This is a genomic window from Paenibacillus sp. J2R1T-4, assembly GCF_059692235.1.
This window is the reverse complement of sequence record NZ_JCAUBA010000018.1, coordinates 68,709-90,419: the sequence shown is the minus strand read 5'-3', so window position 1 is coordinate 90,419 and position 21,711 is coordinate 68,709. Positions and strand designations below refer to the sequence as shown.

At 45.1% G+C, this 21,711-nt stretch carries 18 protein-coding genes and 1 pseudogene; all 19 read right to left on the bottom strand.

Annotated elements, in window-relative coordinates:
- Window positions 1–1,681: 1,681 nt before the first annotated feature.
- Window positions 1,682–2,096: pseudogene (locus tag AC58QD_RS24870) on the bottom strand (flagellin N-terminal helical domain-containing protein); the annotation flags it as partial.
- A gap of 160 nt (window positions 2,097–2,256) precedes the next feature.
- Window positions 2,257–2,487: a carbon storage regulator CsrA gene (gene csrA / locus AC58QD_RS24865; protein ID WP_497337714.1), complete on the bottom strand. Its 231-nt coding sequence runs from the start codon at window positions 2,485–2,487 to the stop codon at window positions 2,257–2,259.
- 4 nt (window positions 2,488–2,491) lie between these two features.
- The gene (gene fliW, locus AC58QD_RS24860) at window positions 2,492–2,941 is read right to left on the bottom strand and encodes a flagellar assembly protein FliW (RefSeq protein WP_497337771.1); all 450 of its coding nucleotides are present in this window, start codon (window positions 2,939–2,941) and stop codon (window positions 2,492–2,494) included.
- Window positions 2,942–3,018: 77 nt separating this feature from the next.
- Window positions 3,019–3,585, bottom strand: coding sequence for a DUF6470 family protein (locus tag AC58QD_RS24855; protein WP_497337713.1), 567 nt, complete (start codon window positions 3,583–3,585; stop codon window positions 3,019–3,021).
- Window positions 3,586–3,600: 15 nt separating this feature from the next.
- A complete protein-coding gene (gene flgL, locus AC58QD_RS24850) occupies window positions 3,601–4,494 on the bottom strand; it encodes a flagellar hook-associated protein FlgL (RefSeq protein ID WP_497337712.1) in 894 nt (297 codons plus the stop codon).
- A 28-nt stretch (window positions 4,495–4,522) separates the two neighbouring features.
- The gene (flgK, locus tag AC58QD_RS24845) at window positions 4,523–6,058 is read right to left on the bottom strand and encodes a flagellar hook-associated protein FlgK (RefSeq protein WP_497337711.1); all 1,536 of its coding nucleotides are present in this window, start codon (window positions 6,056–6,058) and stop codon (window positions 4,523–4,525) included.
- A 57-nt stretch (window positions 6,059–6,115) separates the two neighbouring features.
- Window positions 6,116–6,610, bottom strand: coding sequence for a flagellar protein FlgN (locus AC58QD_RS24840; protein WP_497337710.1), 495 nt, complete (start codon window positions 6,608–6,610; stop codon window positions 6,116–6,118).
- A 22-nt stretch (window positions 6,611–6,632) separates the two neighbouring features.
- Window positions 6,633–6,905, bottom strand: coding sequence for a flagellar biosynthesis anti-sigma factor FlgM (gene flgM / locus AC58QD_RS24835; RefSeq protein WP_497337709.1), 273 nt, complete (start codon window positions 6,903–6,905; stop codon window positions 6,633–6,635).
- A 139-nt stretch (window positions 6,906–7,044) separates the two neighbouring features.
- Window positions 7,045–7,473, bottom strand: coding sequence for a flagellar protein (locus AC58QD_RS24830; protein WP_497337708.1), 429 nt, complete (start codon window positions 7,471–7,473; stop codon window positions 7,045–7,047).
- A gap of 57 nt (window positions 7,474–7,530) precedes the next feature.
- Window positions 7,531–8,325: a ComFC family protein gene (locus tag AC58QD_RS24825; RefSeq protein WP_497337707.1), complete on the bottom strand. Its 795-nt coding sequence runs from the start codon at window positions 8,323–8,325 to the stop codon at window positions 7,531–7,533.
- A 34-nt stretch (window positions 8,326–8,359) separates the two neighbouring features.
- Window positions 8,360–10,363: an ATP-dependent helicase ComFA gene (locus AC58QD_RS24820; RefSeq protein ID WP_497337706.1), complete on the bottom strand. Its 2,004-nt coding sequence runs from the start codon at window positions 10,361–10,363 to the stop codon at window positions 8,360–8,362.
- A gap of 25 nt (window positions 10,364–10,388) precedes the next feature.
- On the bottom strand, window positions 10,389–10,793 hold the full coding sequence (locus tag AC58QD_RS24815; protein WP_497337705.1) for a hypothetical protein: 405 nt from the start codon (window positions 10,791–10,793) through the stop codon (window positions 10,389–10,391).
- A gap of 100 nt (window positions 10,794–10,893) precedes the next feature.
- A complete protein-coding gene (locus AC58QD_RS24810; protein ID WP_497337704.1) occupies window positions 10,894–11,607 on the bottom strand; it encodes a response regulator in 714 nt (237 codons plus the stop codon).
- 4 nt (window positions 11,608–11,611) lie between these two features.
- The gene (locus AC58QD_RS24805) at window positions 11,612–12,769 is read right to left on the bottom strand and encodes a sensor histidine kinase (protein ID WP_497337703.1); all 1,158 of its coding nucleotides are present in this window, start codon (window positions 12,767–12,769) and stop codon (window positions 11,612–11,614) included.
- Between the two features lie 136 nt (window positions 12,770–12,905).
- Complete coding sequence (locus tag AC58QD_RS24800) at window positions 12,906–15,611, bottom strand: stalk domain-containing protein (protein WP_497337702.1); 2,706 nt, start codon at window positions 15,609–15,611, stop codon at window positions 12,906–12,908.
- A gap of 207 nt (window positions 15,612–15,818) precedes the next feature.
- A complete protein-coding gene (metK, locus tag AC58QD_RS24795) occupies window positions 15,819–17,024 on the bottom strand; it encodes a methionine adenosyltransferase (protein WP_497337701.1) in 1,206 nt (401 codons plus the stop codon).
- A 168-nt stretch (window positions 17,025–17,192) separates the two neighbouring features.
- Window positions 17,193–17,453: an alpha/beta-type small acid-soluble spore protein gene (locus AC58QD_RS24790; RefSeq protein ID WP_497337700.1), complete on the bottom strand. Its 261-nt coding sequence runs from the start codon at window positions 17,451–17,453 to the stop codon at window positions 17,193–17,195.
- Window positions 17,454–17,550: 97 nt separating this feature from the next.
- Window positions 17,551–18,090, bottom strand: coding sequence for a hypothetical protein (locus AC58QD_RS24785; RefSeq protein WP_497337699.1), 540 nt, complete (start codon window positions 18,088–18,090; stop codon window positions 17,551–17,553).
- 113 nt (window positions 18,091–18,203) lie between these two features.
- Entirely contained in the window at window positions 18,204–21,377 is a 3,174-nt protein-coding gene (locus tag AC58QD_RS24780) for a hypothetical protein (protein WP_497337698.1), read from the bottom strand.
- Window positions 21,378–21,711 lie beyond the last annotated feature (334 nt).

The following is a 21,711-nucleotide window of genomic DNA, read 5'->3' as shown; positions in this document are numbered from 1 at the left end:
AATGACAATCCATCATTCTTGCCTGAACCTGTCACTACTGCTTCATTCAGTGCTGAACCTGTTGCTTTTGTAGCATTTTCAGTTAAAGTAATACGTCCTTCCGATGCTGTTGCAGTGAATCTGCCGTTTAACTTATCATTTGCTGCAATAGCTGTTTGTAGGCTCGCCGCTTGAGCTGTTTTTTGAGCAGAACTGTTGTCTCTAATACCGAACGCGCTTTGAAGTAAATAGCGATCTTCATCCACAGTCGTGTTAATTTTGAATTCAACTTCGCTGGTCTGACCAGATGTATTGGAGGTTACCACCAACTTACCGGCACCATTTGTAGTTGCAGATGCTACTGTAGATAATGCCACCCCGTCTGCGTCTACTGCAAGAAGAGCTGCTGCATCCGCATCAAAAGTTCCATCAACATGTGTATCTAATAATGCTTTATCTAACTTATACTCTTTACCATCAACAGTGAAGGATACAGAAGTATCCGCGCTTAATGCTGTAGAAGCTGCACCGAATGTTGTAAGCTGAGCAGACCCTGTATTAGCTATAGCTACGTTTCCGGATTTAGTAATTTCTAATTGATTATACTTCGCAGTGGTCGAACCTGCTGTAAATGTGATGCCTGCACCGGTGCCAGCTATCGTAAAGTCAGCAAGCGCGCTAGATGCACCTCCAGCTGTTTTAATAGCGTTCAATGCTGCAATTAGATGTGTTGCTTGTTCATTTGCTGTATCAGCGCCATCAGCACCATTAACGTCTAATGTTATTGTCGCTGAATTAGCTGTTACATTTGTGGTTGTTGTATCATCCGCTCCACCAGCAGGATTAATAGCTGCTGCGAAATTAATTGTTACTCCATTAAAGGAAAAAGTTCCTGATTGACCTACTGTTAATGGTGTAAAAGCACCTGAATTAAATACTGCCGCTGCTGCTGCTGCAGGTGTAGAATCAGCAAGAGCAATTACTTGCTTCCCGCCTGTTAATGCAGCTGCACTGCTATTGCCAACATTAAATTCACCTTTTGTTGCATCTGCACCAGAAAGTACAGCAGTGAACTTCTGTCCTTCAATAGTAACTGTATCGCCAGCTTCTTCGAACTTATCGCTAATTGCGATTTCGTAAGAACCTGTTACTTCAGCTCTGCCATTCGCCAACGTACCAGATGCTTTAACATCAGTTACGCTCTGAGCTAAATCAGATACATTTACTGTTAATTTCTGAACTTCTGCATCAGAAGAGGCCTTAATTACTGCATCCAATTGATTCATCAATTCGCCGCGATTAGTGGCTAATGAAGAGCCATCGGAGCGAGAACCTACTTGGAACGTATAAGTCTGAGTAACGGAGTCATAATTTACAGTTGTGTCTGTATCGGCTACTGCGTTTTGCTTGATTTCTACTTTTCTTCCGTTCAATGCTGTTGTAAAGTCTTCTGACTGAATTGTTACACCGTTGGAAAGTGTAATTGTCGCATTCTTCCCAGCAACACTTGCTGTGTTTTCAACAACTCCTGATACAGAACCTGTCACTTTGGCAGATGAACCTTGCACGGAAGTTGAGGACTCAGAAGCTTTCACGCTATTCGCACCTGTCTCAAGCCCAGAAATCTCACCAACAGGAACGCCAACGACACCTGCAGTAACTGTTTTTTGTGCTGCAGCAGTCGTCGTAACAGCCGCATTCTTACCTTTCAACAACGACTGGGTATTGAACTCAGTGGTGTTACCGATCCGGTTGATCTCGGAAGTCAATTGGTTCATTTCCTTCTGGATCTCTTCACGGTCGATGTTCACGTTCGTGTCATTTGATGCTTGTACAGCCAACTCACGCATACGTTGCAGAATCGAGTGAGATTCGTTAAGTGCACCTTCTGTTGTTTGGATCATGGAGATCGCATCAGACGAGTTCCGTTGTGCTTGTTCCAAACCGCGAATTTGTGCTCTCATCTTCTCGGAAATCGCAAGACCCGCTGCGTCATCGCCTGCACGGTTGATACGAAGACCTGAAGATAACTTCTCGATCGACTTGCCGCCTTGCCCTTGGTTCACGGTCAGCTGACGGTATGTATTCAGCGCCGCAATGTTGTGATTAATTCTCATTTCTTTACTTCCTCCTTGAAGTTTCGTTTCCACATCCATGTGGTTTTGTTGATCTCTCCAACCGGGTGGCCACTCCGGTTAGAAAGTCATAATATTTATATCGAATTTTGGAGGTTAGAAATGAAGAGCTATTTTTTGCATTTATTCATTTCACATAAAATTACTCCTTATTTCTAAATGCTTCTCCTATATCCTTCCAATCTACCTTACGCTGGGTTGCCTCCTGATTGGATGCCCGGATCATGTTGTATATTTCTTTCCGATATACTTCGACATCTTTAGGGGCCGTTATACCGAGCTTCAAGGTGTCGCCTTCAGCTCCAAGTACGACCACTTCAATCTGATCGCCAATCATAATGGACTCGCCCTTCTTGCGGGTTAGCACAAGCATGCTCTCACTCCCTCTCAGCTACTGCTTCTGCATGGTCCGTAAACAGCAATTTGTGTTTGGTCTTGTATTCCGAACGGTGCAAGATGATTTGTTTTGCAAGTTTCTTTGGTTGGTTGATCACAATTGGAGCAAGCAAATTCATGGTTGCTTCGGCTATATTCTCCGTTAAAGTTACAATAACCCACACGGATATGTCTTGATCGCTCTTAACCTCCAGATCCTCAATAACCTTATCCGTTAACTGAAATTCATACTGCTTGTTAAACAAAAAAGGACTCGTAATGATAAATGCCAATTCGCTCATTTCGATCGATTGCAGGACTGAGAATGGTGTATGTTCATCGGGTCTAATCAATAAAAACTGCTTGTTGTTTTCAAATCCCGGTAATCCTTCAGGGAATACAACTATATTCTGTTCATTCATTTCAAGCTGCCCAAAATCTCTCGTTGCCACCGTAACCAAGGTAATCCCTCCCAAAATAATAATATTTGTATCGCTAACAAAAAAATAGCCATAGACCATGTCTACAGCTATACCCTCATATCAATCTGTGGCGGGATCATCTCTATCTTTGGATACTGTTGCATGTGAATGTCCAATTTCCCCAATTGATAATCAATGATCGGTTTGTTTACCTTGCTGTTATTTTCGATTCGTCCCAACGAAGCTTCTATTATTGGCCAACGCGGAGTGAAAGTAATGTCAACGTTATCAACAGAAGCTGGTCCAGCGAAGGCCATTTCCTGAAATTCGCCTACAGAAGCTTCCGCATTGTCAGCAATCGCATCGTTACCGTTATGGATCGCTGCAAATTGGTTGCCTTTCTCCACAATCTTAGCTATTCCCTGAAGCGCGATATCCTTAGCCTGAGAATAAATACGATGCATGGTTTCGAGGTTATTACCCAAGGCTAACGCATCCCAGGCTTTGCTCTGATCGATTTGCAAGTCCCCCCGAGGCTGCTGGATATTCAATTCAGATGGAACAGTCTTCATATCGAAGGTCGGTCTCGGCTGTTGGATGCTATATTGTCCGATATCTGCATCAACGTACAATCGAGCGTGTTGCTGACGAATGGTTATAACAGGCACATTCATGCTTTTTTCTACTCCCTACTGGAGAAAATCAATCAGACTGGGGCGGATGAGCTTGGCACCGGTGGAAAGTGAGGCCTGATACACATTCTCGTACGTTTTTAAATTGGTAATGACCTCTGCAATATCGGCGTCTTCCGTCTTGGATTGAAGGGATTGAAGATTGATGCCAATGTCCTCAAGACGACCAAGAGCCAGCTCAATACGGTTCGTCTTGGCCCCAATATCAGATCTAATCTCCAGAATAGAGTCTAGTCTAGTCTGGATCGTGTCGATTGTATCCGATAATCCTGTATAATCACTTTCATCCAAGAAGCCCATGATATCGTCAAACAGCTTAAATACGTTATCCTCTGCGTCTGCCTTGCCGAATACCTCGGTGCCTGTCTTATTAATACCGAGCGTTACTCCCGCACCAATCTCCAAATTAATAATACCTGGGTCTGTTTCCACAAGTAAATTGTCTTCATCAGGGTAAGGCGGTCTGTCTGTCATTTGCCCGTTAAACACATATTTGCCATTAAATTCAGTATTTGCGATATCAAGTGCTTGATTCTTCAATTGAATCATTTCCTGCTTTAGTGCCAACATAGCATTATCATCGTTAGTACCGTTGGCTCCTTGTACGGACAGCTCACGAACCCGATGCATGACATTGCCCAATTGATTCAAGGTCGTATCCGTATAATCCAGCCAGGATAGGGCCGAGTCTACGTTGCTTACGAATTGATCCGTGGCGCCAAGCTCGGTGCGGTACCGCATGGCAAAGCTGATTCCAACCGGGTCATCGGAAGGCTGGTTAATTCTGCGTCCTGTTGACAATTGATTCTGCAGATTCTTCATATTGTTCATATTATAGTTAAGATTACGCAGCAACTGCGAATTCATCATGTTCTGTGTGACGCGAGTCAAGGTCTATTCCCCCTTTCCATGGTCCAACTTATCGTCCAACGACACCCATCCCGTTAATGACCTTATCCAAAATCTCGTCACAGGTGGTCATTGCTCTAGCTGCTGCATTGTAAGCATGTTGGAATTTGATCATGTTAGTCATCTCTTCATCCATTGAGACTCCACTAACGGATTGGCGTCTGGATTCCACGTGTTCGACGAGTGCCTTCTGATTCTCCAGCTGACGGTGCGCTTCCTGTCCTTGAACGCCAAGCTCGCCAATTATCGATCGGAAGTAATCATCAACGGTCCCGCTCTGCCCTTCTTTGTACTCGAATTTCTTATTCTTCAGCCCTGCTATCAGCAAGGCCATCTCGTTACTGCCTTTGACTACCTTGGTATTCCCGGCTTCATCCACGAACGTCCGGTTTGAAGCCGCGATTAGGAACACATTGTCGAGAATGTCCGGGTTCAGCTTGATCGTCTCTGCTTCCTTGCCTGCGGTAATCTGAAAGAACGGTTGGCCAGGAGTATCGTTTAGCGTATAGCCCAGCTGGTGCAGCCCATTCAAACCGTTAACCACAACGGTTGTATCACTCGTCAAAGTTCCGCTAAATTCCGTTCCATTCGCATCGGTCACTGTCACTCCGCTAGGCAATATTGTGTTCGCAGGGAGCGTGATTTCGACTTCGCCTTGGACTATGGAGCGAACCATGGCATTCAAGTCTTCCTTGTATGAGGTTACCAACTGATCTCTTGAAAATATCATTCCCGCCACTTCACCGTTCTGAAGGTTGGTTCCGAAGGAGCTTTCCAGAAAACTCTGTGTCATCTCTACATCCTTGGAATTTCCGGTTACAAGAGCAGTCGAGCCCATACTGATATTATAGCCCCGAGTATCTTCTATGATCGTGACATTAATGTATCCGGACAACTCGTCCACTAACAAATCCCGCTGGTCGCGTAAATCATTAGCATCATTGCCCAACCCTTCTACCCGATAAATCTCTTCATTCAACTTGGCAACTCCACCAAGAATAGTGTCCATTTGTTGCGCTCTAACTTTGATATTCTCCGTCAGATCGGAGGCAAGCTCATTAAGCTTCACTGCCGTACTATTAAGCGAGTCGGTTAACGCAATGGTCCGTTCTTTGACCAATACCCGATTGGTTCGGCTATCCGGATACTTAGTCAGCTCTTGCCACGCATTCCAGAAGCCTTCAATCGTCTGTCGTATCCCGGTATCGGAAGGTTCGTTGACAATCTTCTCCAGCTTCTCGAGTGCATCGCTTCGGATCGTCCATTGCCCCAACGACTTGTTCTCGTTCAAGAATTGAGCATCAAGGTAACTTTCCCTGATTCTAGTAATGCTCGAGAACTCTACACCTTGGCCACTTTGGCCTGCAACAGTCGTGCGCATAAGCCCTACTGCTTCAAGCGGTCTTGCGGCGACAAGATTCACGATTTGACGCGTGTAACCCTTCGTATTGGAATTGGAAATATTATGTCCTGTTGTAGTTAATGCGGCCTGATGGGAGAACAAGCTGCGCTTGGATATTTCTATGCCGGTAAACGTGGAACCCATATGCCTTCCCCTTTCAAACTAACAAGTATATCCGTTGAAAACGGCCATGTATGGCTGTTAAGCTTTTCTATCAAACATACGAATTCGTTGCAACTGAGCTTGATCATGAAGCGGATGCTGATAAGTCGGTTCTTGATCTGGTGCTGCTGAAATTAAATCCAGTGAATAATCAATATAGGCTAGGGATTGGGTAATTAATTGTTTGTTCAGTTCGTGAATCGACTTCAACTCTTGAATTAGACTGATCAGCGCTTGTTGACGAGAACCGAGTGCTTGCTTCTCTTCCAGCTTCACGACGAGCTTGGATAGGTCGCTTACACTAACCGCTCCGGCAGGAAACAGACCTCTTCCCCGCAGATAGGCATTCACGGCCTGAATGCGAAGTGCTTCCAGATCTCCGACAAGCTTAATCAGCTTGTTCTCCTTGTGCGTGATCTGAGATAGTCGATCGACTTCGTTCGCCACGATGACCGACTTCTTCTCCGTGCCGAGCCCAATTAAGACCCGATGTACGTCGATCATCTCATCCATGGCTTTTAGTATCGTTTCCAAAGGAACCTTCACCTCATGCGGTTTATGACTTCAAGTAAGGTAAGAGCTTCTCCGCAATTTGGTTAGCCTCTACATGGTATGTCCCTGTAGAAACGGACTGCTTAAGCTCCTGAATCTTCTGTAAACGCGATGTATCACTACTAGCTTGAGCCTCTAACAGCTCTTGAGCTTCGGAGGATATTCGGACTTCGTCTCTTTGATTTTCTTTGGCCGCTTTCGAATTATTCGATCTCGTCTCCTGATTGCGGTTGTAAGGGTTCGGTCCGCCTGCCGAGTATATACCATTGATTTTCATTAGAATCACTCCGTTCCAGTTCCTTATCATTCATTGCGGAACCTTTATCATTATCTAGTTTATCGGACGGATCGGCTTGAATGTTTAGAGTTTTACAGTGGGTATTTAGTGGTAAATCTATGATTAGTTCTTTAGCCGATTAAAGTCGTTTTTTGTCATCATTGCGGTCTTTGATCTGGAACGTACTCGTATTCTTCCTCTCCATCTCTTCTTTGCGCAGCGCATCTTGCTTGAGATGGTTGATATCGTTGTTAAGCTTCATTCTGCAGTTGTCGCATATGGTGCCTTCCATAATCCCATCGCCGCATACCTCACAAGCCATTTTGACATTAGTAGCTTCGCGATTGGTTATCCTCCCCTCACGAATAAACTTCGTGATTTGTTTGACACTTACGCCCGTCCCCGTACTTAACTCCTGCATACTGCAAGCTCTGTTCTTACGCAAGTATTGCACGCAAAGCTGATATTGATCCTCGATGGCTCTCATGCAATTAGGGCATATGTTATAAGGATTCTTAACGTAAATTTTACCGCATTGGGGACAATTGTCCAGATTCATTCCCATCATCAAAACCCCTTTTATTCTATTCTATGTGGCCCTTAGAATTTGTACACCCCTTATGCTTTATCTGGCCCATGTAAGGCCGTATAACTTAGCGTGTAAATGTGTGCTTATGACCTTCGCGCATTGATTAAGTGTGCTTCCCGTTGTATAAACATCATCTATCATTAATATAGTTATCGGTCGAAAGTCCGTTTTAGTTAATATTCGTTTTTGGGTATCCAGTCGGATGTCAAAAGCTTGTTTCATATCTTCTAGACGTTCCGCTCTGCTTTTATAGCTTTGTTTGCCGGTATGTTTCGTTCTGATTAACAAAGGTTCAACTGGAACCCTTACACGTCTGCCTAGTTCTTCGGCTAATAACTGAGATTGATTAAACCCTCTCTCTGCCAAACGTTCTGAGCTAATCGGGACATAGGTCAATAGATCTACATTTACCCCTAAAGTTCCCGTGCGATGGTGATAATGCTGCAAAAAAGTACGCTCTAACATATTGGTCAGCATCAATTTCAACCGTTCATCTCCACGATACTTGAATCTGGCCAGCCAAGGTCTTATTTGCTCGGAATAACGAACGGAGCTTCGACTAGCTACAAAATAAGCATCCAACCTTCTGCGGCAATCATCACATCGTTCTCCTCGGCCGCAAATCTCACATTGTATGTTATTAATCCACTGGACTTGTCCATAACAACGTGCGCATAAGTGTTGAATTTCTTGATTGAAGCTGTTGGATAAAACAGGTCCGCCACAATAGCCGCAGCTTTCTGAACTCGTTTGAAGTAAGGTCTCTATAGACCGCACACCCGCTCTGCACAGTTGGAACCAAGATTTCACTAAGTTATTGTTCAGGTTCATATCATCATCCCCCTGTATGAAAAAGAATAGAATTCTAGGTCAACAAGAAGCCCTTCTTGCGGGCAAGACGATTCATAAGCCGAATTTGTTGAATCGCCCCGGCTTGCGCATTCGTCTTCGCGGCGGATACGAAGTATACAATCCCATTCGGATCATCCTTGGATCTCCCTGCTCTGCCGGCCATTTGAACAAGAGAAGCTTCATCGAATAAAGCGGACTCGGCTCGTAAAATAATTACATCTGTCTTGGGCACTGTTACTCCTCTTTCTAGTATCGTGGTTGTAACAAGGATGCGAATACGACCGTCACGAAATTGTATAACTTTTTCTGCGCGATCTGGATCCTGGGAGGAAGTACCGTCAATGAATCCTTGTAGATTAGGAAAAAGGGATGTCAGATGCGTTACTATATTATCGATTTCTTTGATTTTTGGAACAAAAACAAACAGTTGGGCGCCGCGGTGAATAGAAACTTCAAGCGCTCGTCTCAAATTAGTAGGCAGTGGATTTTTACGGTTCGTGATGAGGAGCCTGGGGACTGGGAGCGGATGACGGTGAAACCGAACAGGTACTCGAACATGAGGTAATTGATTTCGTTTGACGGCACGTTGCATAGGAGTAGGCGGGGTAGCCGATAGAAAAATATAAGTGCCTTGAGGTTTGCAAACTTGTCCTGCTGCATATTGCAGCTCAGGATTGTTGTGGTATGGAAATGCATCGAGCTCATCAATAATGATTAGATCGAACGCTCGATGAAAACGCATGAGTTGATGCGTTGTGGCAAGTGTAATGTCACCGCGATTCCAGCGGTCCTCACTGCCGCCATAGAGCGTGACGATCGTCCGATCCGGGAACGCCCGCTGCAAGCGGGGGCGGAGCTCCAGGACGACGTCACGCCGCGGCGTGGCCATGAGAACCGTGCCGCCGCGGGCGAGCTCTGCTTCGATGAGCGGGAAGATCATCTCGGTCTTGCCTGCGCCGGTTACCGCCCAGATCAGGAATGATCTGGGCGGGGCATCGGCTGCATTTGGCGGCGGCGACGCTAGGAACGCGAGCGCCGCGCGCACCGCCGCCCCTTGGGCGGGGCTGAGCCCCCAGTTGCCGATGATGGCATCGGCAACTGGGGGTGGCCCGCCCTGCGGCGGGAACTGCGCGGGCGTACTCGCGCTTCGTGCCCGCGCAGCCTGCGGCCCCGCGCTGCGCTGCGCGGCAAGCCCGCGTATCAGCAGCGAGCATTGCTGCTGCCGCCCCATCGTGAGGCACGCTTCGCAGTACAAACACGGCCCGCCGCAGTGCGGACAATCTGTCGCGTACATCCGCGACATTCCGCTCCCGCAGCGGCGGCACCTATACTGCGCCTCGCGCTGCTTCAGCGCAGGCAACCACCAACGCAGCTCTCGCTCCACCCGCTCGAGCCCGGTCACAAGTGCCACTCGGCCGCGCAAATAAGCGGCCTGCAAATAACCGCCCTGGTGCTCCACGATAGGCTCGAGCCCTGCATGCTGCAGCAACCCTGCGAATTCCTCTCGAGTCAGCGACCGACCCTGAAGCTCTGCTTCCATCTGCTCAAGCATGTCCAATTGCAGTTCAGGAGCAATAATGCTTGACCTTACACCGCTCCACGGGCTTGTTGTGATTTCGGCTGCCCTATTCCTCCCCCCTTCCTGCTGCTCCACCGCATCATCTACATCATACTGCTTCCTACGACTGACCTCCTCATTCACCCTCCTCACATACTCTTCATACTTAATGGTGATAGCCCTCAGATCCGTTATCACCTTTAACATTCTCTCATCCTTCCCCACCTTTTCTTTCAGCAAATGCAGAAGGGCCTGTTCATCCTTGAACAAGCGACCTTCCCTATTCAATACTCTTTTCACTTCATGGGCTTGTCCTAGCGACATGGACGGCTCCAACACCACGATGGATACTGTGCCACCGTATTGCTCGAACCAGAATGCATAGTCGATGCGAATGTCCAATGTTACTTCCCAGCTCCATTGTTTGGGACGGAGAATAGCATATACAACCGCCTTCATTCCTGCCTCCTTTGTAAGCGATTACTTAATGTGCTAACGGAATCTTTTGCAGATCAGGTTCGTTGCTTAATCGGACCAATACCACTTCTTCTTGCTCATAACAAGCAATAATATCATCTAGTAAGTCGGGATTTTCCAGCCGCATTACTTGCATTTCATCTGGACGATCTCCCGCCATCCGATTTGCAATTGTAAGTGTATCATCAGTCGAACCCTCATCGAGCAGAAGCACCCTTACATTTCTTCCTTTTAACCAGGAGAACAATAACAAGGAGCGCAAGTACCACTCCACATGAAGCTCATTATTTTTCACAATCAGCAAATAAGTCAGAGGCTTTCTACGGTTCCACCGAGCCAATGAATAACACAAATGGACCAAAGCAACAGCCGAACCATAGCTTCCAACAATCAAAAGCAATCCGACAATCATAGCGGCACCTCCCTTACATGAAGTATATGCTGCTAAGCTGTCTATGGTTCCTGCTATGCCGGTCCATTCTTTGGATCCGTCTAAATTGTTTCCGTACTCTTTACAAAGTCACCCAACCATTTTTAATCGCTATAATAACGGCTTGTGTCCGGTCTTCCACTTCCATCTTTTGCAAAATACTGCTCACATGGTTCTTAACCGTTTTCTCGCTGATGAATAGTATTTCCCCAATCGACTTATTGCTTTTTCCCTCCGCTAACAAACGAAGGACTTCGGCCTCTCTACGAGTAAGCGGGCTATTCGGCTGATGGATGTATTTGACACCAGCTTCTTTAGGACCATGATCTCCGCCAGCCACTCCAACCGTATCCAAGTAAGTCATCCGTCTCAACTGGTTGATCAACTTACCCGTCACTTTGGGATGAATATAAGCATGTCCTGCAACTACTGACCGAATAGCGTTAATTAGCGACTCTGCCTCCATGTCCTTCAGCAAGTACCCGGAAGCTCCTTTGCGCAGGGTTTCGAACACATAACTCTCATCATCATGTATGGACAGAATAATCACTTTAATCTCAGGAAAAAATTCCTTCAGCCGCTCTGTAGCCACGACTCCGTTCTCGATTGGCATGTTGATATCCATCAATACTACATCGGGACGAAGGTCATTACATAACTCCACTACTTGAATCCCATCTCCGCATTCCCCGATGACTTCGAAATCAATTTCCATGTTCAGAATACGCTTTACGCCTTCACGTAATAACTGATGGTCATCCGCAATAACGATATTGACCGTGCGGCTTGCTTCCATAGCTTCAATCCTCCCTGGGTTCTAAGCTTATTGGTATTAGCATGACAAGTTTGGTGCCGGCATTCAAAGCGGTCTCAATATCCATTCTGCCTTCGAGCAGCTCGATTCGCTCGCGCATCCCCATAATTCCAAAATGCGCATTACCCTTCGTAATTTGCATCTCCAATCGCTCTAAATTAAACCCGACACCATTGTCTTGCATCATTACCTTGACCATTTGATTCTGAAACGTAATTTCCACAAAGACATAACTTGCCTTAGCATGCTTCAGGACATTCGACAAGCCTTCTTGCACCAGTCGGAATACAGCAACCTCCATAGCTGACGGCAGTCGCTTCTCTAATCCCACAACATCGAATTTGATCCGGACTCGTGTTCGATCTTCAAAGTCTTGTATGTACTTACGTACCGTAGGGATAAGCCCAAGATCATCAAGCGCCATCGGACGTAGGTTAAAAATAATTTTGCGGACCTCTTCTAACCCCATTCGTACCTGCGACTTCAGATCTGAAAGCTCTTCCTTCACTGCGGCGAACTCACTTCGCAGCAGCATTCTCTCGGCAATCTCAGATCGAAGAACAATATTAGCCATTGCCTGAGCCGGACCATCATGAATCTCGCGGGCAATCCGCTTGCGCTCTTCTTCTTGAGCGACAATAATTTTTAATCCGACAAGCTGCCTGTTCTTCGCCGATTCCAGTATTCGTGTTACCTGATTCAGGTCTCCAGACAAATACTCCAGCACAACGTTCATCTGCAGCACCAGCGCCTCAGCTCGTTCGATGGTGCGGTCTACGTTCTTAATTCGCTTCTGAAGTTCATCGCGTCTGGCTCGCAGTTGATACTCTTTCTCTCGGGAGATAGTAAGCTGCAATTGCAATTGCGTGGCTGCCTCGTATGCTACTCGGATATCCTCTTCCTTGAAACGGTGAAAATCCCGACTTACTTCCGTAAGTCGGATCCTTGCCCGCTTGTATTCCATTTCCAACCGATCCACTTGATCGATCATCTGGGAGGCTTCATCTTTCACCAGCTGCAGTTCCTTATTCAGCGCGTCCCATTCGGAGCGGGCACTTTCGCAAATCTCAAAGATCTGGTACTTGCTAGACTCCATGACTCCTATGGCGTTTTTAATTACCTTGTCGATGGTATCATATTGCAACTGAACCAGAACCCCTCTTTCCATTTATGGCCTATATCAATCCATCTGTAATTCTTATTACCTAGCAAGTGTATTGTACACTATTTTTAATACTACCATATTTGTAGCTCTTTTGACTTGATATGTTGGAACTAAATTATTCCAGTGTAACCGAATAAGTCACTGGGTCCCAGCCCACCTTCCAGCCCATCTTCTCGGACAAAAGTCTCAGGGGGACCATTGTTCGCTCATTCATTAGCATAGGAGCAACCTCAGCTGTCACTACCTTTCCGTCTATGATTAGATCTGCATTATCCAACCACAGCTCGGCATAATGGTTATCTTTTAGAATGGAAACTCTACGATCAGGATCACTCCAGCCTATTTCTCCACCCATAGCTTCAACCACAAACCTTACCGGAACCATTGTATTGTCCTTATAAATAACTGGTGCTTGATCTAGCATAATCGGCTTATCGTTTACTATAAGAGTTCTATTATTAATCGACAGCTTAACTTTGTTTAAATTTGTCGGTACGTTTGGTGCGTATTGGAAAGAAATGTCGTCAAAAATGATTTCCCCAGTTAACGCACGCTCATCTTGTCCTTGTGCTGGATTAGTGATGTAGAGTCTTTTCAGCGTCATCGGATAAGCTATCCCATACGGACTTAAATCTGCAGTCAATGTCTTCCAGTCGCTCCAGTTTACATATTGGGTTAGATCAATACGTTTAATCTCACCCTTGGCATCTGCTACTTCCGCCCTCACCCAGTTAAAGCTGTTATCACCCTTCACTTTTACGGATAATGTTTGCGGCTGCCCTGGAACGGCCACCCCATTTGCGCCTAACATGGCGTATGCTGCCTTTGTACCTGTTCCTTTTGTGAAATCATAGCTTAACGACAGGGCATATGCTCCCGAAGGCAATCCTGGGATAGAGACACGTTTCGTACCTCCAACGACCTCTGTCGGATAGCTCTGGAACGTTACTGGTGTAAGATTGTTCTCAAAATCCAGCAGGGACTGCATCTGTCCAAGCGGCATAGAAATCATAGAAGTGAACCCATCATATCTAGCAAAAAGTCGTCCCTGCTTCGTCCCTGGATCAATAGATTGTACGGTTAACTTATCTCCTTCTATCTTACCTTTGAAGCCGACCATTTCCCATTGAATAAGCTCAGGCGGCACGGTTCGTGTTGCACCTTGTTTCGTAGTAGCCGTTACAGGAAGCTTGTAGATCGAATTAGGCAGCAGCACTTGTGATGACGGTTGTGGCTGTAGGCTAGCTATCTGATCGCGTCCAAGGACTTCAATGTCGATACTTTGCGAAGCTTGTCCCGATTTGACGGTTAAAGTCGTCTTGCCTGGTTGTAGGGCAGTAAATGTATTTCCTTGAAAAGAACCTATTGGTTGGGATGTGCTCCAAACGGTTGGCGCCCCGGTCATATCCATCGGATTGAAATATCCATCAATTGCTTTAAGGTTGTAGGAAGCTTTTTCTCCGATAAATAAACTCGTTGCACCGCTCACTTTTATTTCTCTAACTTCTCCTTTAGGCGCCATGGAGTACACTCCAACGCCATTTACCACTCTTCGTTCATAGGTTCCGCCATATTCCAGGTCATTTGTTAATACGGTTTGCTGCTCTCCTAATGGCCTGGACACCATCTGAGTGGAGCCGCCGCCATCTAGATTAAGGCCTTTCCATACCCCTACTTTTATCATAAATTGTTGAAGCTCGGTCATGCTTAATCCTTTACTGTCGCCTGAATTATCTGCCGTTATTAGAAAAGCATATCTTTGATCCTGAGAGTATCCAATAGCCGTTCTTGATCTGTATCCGCCAATATCCGACACATTTCTCGAAAAAGCCGCTGGCTGCCCATTATCTACTAGAATCGTATGACCGCCAACCATCATTTTGAAATTAGCCGCATCATAGTTCATAGTAGGATCTTGACCGGTCACTTTATAGTTGGCAGTAAGGCGATCTCCTACCTTCAGATGCTTCTGTACGAATTCATCTGCTTTTCCAGAAGCACGCAGTATGTAGCCATCTACTGGAGCAATGATGTTCAACACACTACTACGAGCAATTTGCTCTATCACGCCGTTACGAACTAGTATTTCGGTTGGTACCGTAACACCATCATTGGAGCGGTCAGATTGGCCCCAGGCATTCGTATACATGAAAAGACCGTCGATCATCGTATGCTTGCCAGCTTCATGTACTCCGTCTTCTTCGTACCAGTAATACGTTTTGTTAATGCCTCCGAGCTCGTAAGATGCCCCATCCTTAGCCGTTATTTTCCCTTGAAACGTGAACAAATCGACAATAGGCTTGTTGTCCTTAGTCAGCGCAAACGAATAGAATCCTGGCAGAAAAGGAGGCGTCGCTAATAACTTCCCGTTCATCACCTGCGGTCCCATGGGTACACCCTCGGCTTGGGTATTATAGAAATCCCCGTTTACTGCTGCAACCGCGCCTGTTTCATTTGCCATCTGACGTACCGTTTGCTTCTTTGTGAATTGTCCGTTCGTTCCTGCCATTGTGTCGAGGCGCACCATTGGATTCTGCAGATCAATCTGTATCACATCCGCGTTCACCTTTACAGGCACATTGTTACGATCAAATCGATATTCATAGCTTCTGAGAGTCGCGCCATATGTAATAGCTGATTCACTTAGTAGCTGGATTGGGGAGTCTGCTGGACTCGCTGCCCCTGTTGAGGATGCTCCAATTATGGATTGGAATAGCATTGTTGCTACGAGTAAAGGAGCGAATCTACGTCCTTTACCCGCGCTTTTGTTCCTCTTAGCTTGTGTTTCTTCTGTGGTTACGACTTGTTGAAAGACTGCCATCTCCGTTTTCTCTCTCCATTCCTATTCTTTCTTTTCTCTCTATCTTCTAGTATAGACTCTTAATCTCGAGAAAAAGTTACGACAAATTGAAGTTGCAACTTGTATCATTTTTATAATCCTTCGTGAGTGATGTTCGTTTTGGGGGAACAAAAAAGCACCAACCCCTGGATCAGGATCGGTGCTTCCGATTCATTCGTTTAAATTTACTTATACTAACGCTTGCTTGCGCAGTTGTTCTACTTTGTCCGTGCGCTCCCAAGGTACATCAATATCCGTACGTCCAAAATGGCCATAAGCCGCAGTTTGACGGTAGATCGGATTGCGTAATTGCAATTCCTTGATGATACCGGCTGGACGCAAATCGAAGTTATTGCGAATAACTTCAACCAACTTCTCTTCGCTAACTGTTCCTGTACCAAATGTATCAACAGCAATAGAAACTGGACGAGCTACACCAATTGCATAAGCCAGTTGAATTTCAACTTTCTCAGCAAGACCAGCTGCAACAATGTTCTTAGCTACATAACGAGCAGCATAGGCTGCAGAACGGTCAACCTTTGTCGGATCCTTTCCTGAGAAAGCTCCGCCACCGTGACGAGCATAACCGCCATAAGTATCTACGATAATTTTACGGCCCGTTAGACCAGCATCCCCTTGAGGACCACCAATTACAAAACGGCCTGTTGGATTAATGAAATAGTTCGTTGCAGCATCTAACCATTCAGCAGGAACGACTGGTTTAATTACATGTTCCTTAATATCGTTCTGGATTTGCTCCAAAGTGATCTCTTCCGCATGTTGAGTCGATACAACGATCGCGTCAACGCGAACTGGTTTGTCGTCTAAGTATTCTACTGTTACTTGAGTTTTACCATCTGGACGCAAGTATGGCAGAGTGCCGTTCTTACGAACTTCAGATAAGCGGCGTGCCAAGCGATGTGCTAGCGCGATAGGCAATGGCATCAGTTCTGGAGTCTCATTAACAGCAAAACCAAACATAAGGCCTTGGTCACCAGCGCCTAATGATTCGATTTGTTCGTCCGTCATAGTTCCTTCTCTGGCTTCTAATGCCTTGTCCACACCCATTGCAATGTCAGCAGACTGCTCATTCAAGGAAGTCAAGACGGCACAAGTGGAAGCGTCAAAACCATACTTCGCGCGCGTGTACCCGATCTCCTTAATCGTTTTACGAACGATTGCAGGAATATCTACGTATTCTGAACTGCTGCTAATTTCCCCAATTACCAGAACTAGCCCAGTGGCTACAGATACTTCACAGGCAACACGTGCGTTTGGATCGTTTTCAAGAAACGCATCCAATACCGCATCCGAGATTTGATCGCATATTTTATCAGGATGCCCTTCCGTAACTGATTCTGATGTAAATAAACGTTTTCCTTTTTGTACCGCCATAATGAATCAACCTCCTGAATCTTAAAATATATAAGTCCTATAATTACATTTACTCATAAAATCAACCTTTTCCGATTGGAAAAGGTTGCATTAGAAAGCATGACCTTCAACATAAAATGATACTTGATTTGTCGACAGGTGTCAACAAACGAATGCTTCGTAGTAGGGTTAAGATTGCATGGATTGCTGTTGTGCGATTTGAACCAAACGTTGAGTAATGCTCCCTCCAACTGCTCCTGCATACCTCGATGGAAGGTTGCCCCAATCCACATAACCTCCGCCAGCTGATCCAAGCTCATTTGCAAATTCTACATCTGATGAGCCCGCTTGAGCTGCCCCCATCAATCCCAACTCTGCAGCAATTTCATATTTCATTTGATCAATTGCCTTTTCGCATCCTGGAACAAGCTTTTGATTTCTTCTCGCCATATCGTGTAGTACCTCCCTTGTTGGTGTACTTTTAGTATGGCAATGCTTGATATCCTCAAACGTCAATCTTGTTGTCAAAAACGGATAATTATATAGCTTAAGGTATAATATAACTTCCTCGTACCATAATAAAGATGTCCCCTGCATTTTTGGGATCCGGTTTAACTCCGCGACCTTCTCTTGGGAAGATGAGCAAGTGATTGGTTTCGATCGCTTGTCCCGCAGCGATATCTTTCCCAGCCGTTACATCTGGGATACCGTTATCGTCACTGCTAACGGCAATAGTCTTGCCTGTGCGGACGATTAGCTCTGTCCCGGCTCCTGCGTAGAGCGTCTTTCCTGGCGGCAACTGAACAACTTCCAGAGCTGAGTCCGCCCCACCTCCTCCTGTCGTAGGTGGCGGTGTAGGTGAAGGGGTTTGGGATGGTGTTGTTGGTTGCTGCTTTGCTATTGCTTCTGCGATCTTTTGATTAATCTGCTGATCGAAGTAACTCTTCGTAATAACTGGATCATCGACAGATCCTGGTTGGGCCGATGTAGTGCCTCCGTCAGCGTTAGAAACGATGACAGACCCTAGCCAAATGGCTCCCCCTAGCAGGATAGGTATATAAAGTAGTTTTAATCTGTTCGTACGCATATGGCCTTGTTGTCCTCCTTGTCTAGCAATCTCTCTCTATGATAGCTAAGTTTAGCTAGATTAGGCAAGAAAAAAAGCCGAGACTAGGTCTCGGCTTTCTACTGGTTAAGCTATTACTTGATGATTACTTTGAAGGAAATAGTCTTACCAGCAGATACTGCTGTTACGTTGAACGTATCACCTACAGCAAAGTTAGCAGTCGCTACCGCTGCGTTAGCAGAAGCTACGTTGTATTGACCAGTAACAGTATCTACACCTTGGATTGTTCTTGTTGATGGAAGGTTAGTTACATATACTGCATGTGTAGGTTCTAAAATTTGTGTAGCACCTGTCAATTCCGCACCATATTGATCAACTGTTTTAACTACAAGTTGAGCAAACTGAGTGGAAAGATTTGTAAATGCATTGAAGCTAGCTAATGGAATAGATAGTACGTTTGCACTTTCTAATGTTGCACCAGCAGCTGCTACAACAGATAGTGTAGTTGCAATTGGTGTTTCTTTGGAAGCAACGATAGTCTTAGTTACTACTTGCGGTCCAGTTGCACCACTCACAACGACTACTGCAGTCAATTCTTTCTCAGTCTTGCCAGTGTCGTATGTTACTCCTTGTGCATGCATTTTCGTGGAGTATACATTATTTGTAACAGTTGTTATTGCAGACAAACCTTGACCTGCAGTTACGTTTACTGTGTAGTAGCTTGTAGGAATTGCTACTTTAGTGCCATCTGCCAACACACCATTAACTGTAACAGCCTTTTCCCACGTTGTAACTGTTGGATCAGCAAGTGCAGGTGTTGCGCTACCAGTGTCGTAAAGTTTAGCAATGTCAGCTACTTCATAAGAAGCGATATCTGCTTTAGCAACTACATTTGCAGACACAGTAAGAGCCGAATTTGCTTTATCTGCTGAACCATCACCTGCTTGTAATTTCAGGGTTAATGTAGAAGTACCTTTAGCTAACCCATTCAATGTTACATAAGTGTTTGTTCCATCTAAATAAGTTGCAGTTGATACAGAAGCTTTAGTAGCATCTGATGTGCCTACGTTAATTCTATATTTATTACTAGCTGTCCCCAGGAAAGATGACATTGTTACTGCACGGCTGTATTGATCTTGTACAACAATGTTACTGGTCGTCAAGTTAACAGCTGCGCCAACTGCCATGTTAATTGCTGCTGAAGTGCTAGTGATTACTGTAGGTACTGCTGGAGCTTGAACACTAATTGTTGTTTGGCTCACTTTGTTTGTAGCAGTAACAGCAGTTAATACAATTGTTTTAGCAGCTGTCAGGGTTGAAGCATCAACTTCCAGTACCGGTGTACCTTTAACTGCATCTAGCTTAAATGCTGTAGGAAGTGTTCCTGATGCGCCATCAGTTGCAGATAGAGAAATGTATGAAGTCCCTGGAACATTTAGTGTACCGACAGCTGTAATCTCTGCGCCGAATTGATCAATTGCAGAAAAAGGAACTTGGAATTTTTCACCAGCTACTGCTAACGATGGTGCGCTTACTGTTAGTGTGTCAATTTTCGCTCTGTCTTTTACAACAACGTCGAATTTTGCAACAGCTCCAGTTGTTTTAGAAATAATTGAGATTGTAGATGTACCAGCAGTTAATGTGCCAGCAAGAGCAAGTGTTGTTCTCGCAGTTCCATCAATTGTTTCTCCAACAAAAGTTGGTACAACAGGTGTTGTGCCTGTGCTTGCAAAGTTAGCAACAGCAGGGTTTGATGCAGTCACAATAACATCATTAGCAATGTTTCCAGCAGAAACTGCATTTCCGTATTGATCTTTAGCAACAACAAACAGCTTAAAGTTTCCAGGAGTTTGTGTTACATCTAGTACTTTTTTGTCAGCATTGTAAAGTTGCGAAATTTCTAGTGTTGCAACTTGAGCCATATCAGCAACTGTCAGTACCGTAGATGCGAATACATTAGATCCAGCGTGAATTACACTAACTGCAATCTTCTCATCTTTTGCAAAAGAACCACTACCTAGTGCCAAGTTCAGAGTACCTGCAGTCGCATGAGTAGGAGTACCTTTACCTGCTGTAAAAGTTAATTCTCCGTCTTTTGCAGCTGTAATGTCTTCACCATACTGGTTAAGCACTTTATAGCCGGCATTTACAGAAGTCAAATCTGGAAGCCCTGTTGCTACAGTTCTAGCGAAAGAAGCTTTGTCAGACTTGAATTCAATTTTGCTAACTACTTCAGCAGCTACGGATACTTTAAGGTCAATTGCTTCAGTAGTTAATCCTATTACAGATACAGTGTAGTCTGCTTTAGGAAGCGGAAGTGCAAATGTCAAAGTAGCTGACTTCTTGTCGTCTGCAAAAGCAATTGCAGATGTGTTAACTGGGTTGGTTCCGTTCTTAACTACGAAAGATACCTTCGTAGCGTCAACTTCAGAACCAAACTCTACTTTAAGTTTCTTAGCACCAGCTACTGATAATGCTGCTGTTGGTGCCTTGTAAGTTACACTAACTGTGTACTCACGATCTTTGTAAGTAACTTTGACATCAGTTGCTGTGCCTGTTACCAGAGCAGTGTCAAGAGTTTTCTCAACTACACCAGCATCGCTGAATGTTACTTTTACTTTCTTGCTGTCAACTGCAACAGCTTCAGTAACCTTAGGAGCTGCAAGCTCAGTTACAGCAGCATAAGTAGCGTCTACAAGAACGGAACGAGCTGCGTCTGTAGTGTAGTCTGTTTTAGCTTCCAACAAGCCGAGCTTTACAACAGTTGCTACATTAGCTTTTGCCCAATCGGACACTGTACCACTTACAACTGCGCTAGTATCTACTTTAAGATCCAGTGCGCGAACCAATACGGTTGCTAGTTGCTCAATTGTTACAGTACCTTCTGGATTGAAGACACCAGGAGCTGTTCCGTCCATGATGAATGGAGTAGCTTTGGATACAGCTGCGATTTCTTCAGCGGACCAACGGTCAGCTGCTACGTCAGTGTAACCAGTTGCTGTTACTGTAGGTAATGGGAATTTCTTTAATAGTGCAACGATCTTAGCTAGTTGCTCACGAGTCATGCCCGCGTTAAGCTCTGCACCATTATTAGTACCGTCGAAGATACCTGCTGCTACTAGAGCATCATATTTTGCTTGTGTGTCCAATGGAGTTTCTGCTGCGTATACTGCGGAAGCAAGCATGGATGAAACCATTGCACCTGCTACAAGAACGGATAAACTTTTCTTCATAACCTTTTTGTCTCCTCCTCGATTAACCTTCAATGTGTTTAATTGCTGTTCTAAGTTCAAGCCCGTTTCACTCATCGATTGATTCACCCCCTTCCCAGAGTTGAGCGCGATTTACTATAAAAAGTCTGTAACTCGTAGTCACAGAAACTAGTAAACAAAAATAGATAGAAAACTAGAGACAGTGACACCACTATAACATTATACAATGGTGAATATCTACCGTAAAGAGAAATTTGTGAAATTTACCCAAGTGTCTCTTTGTTTTCTTCTTGCATTTGCTTTGTTTCACTTAATTAAACGCAGAGGACGGAAAAAAGTTGCGCGTTTTTAAAAAAACTTTTTTCTTATGTATACCGTGCGCTTCAAGTTCTGATCAGAGTTCTTATGTGTGTCATACTTTATGTCTACG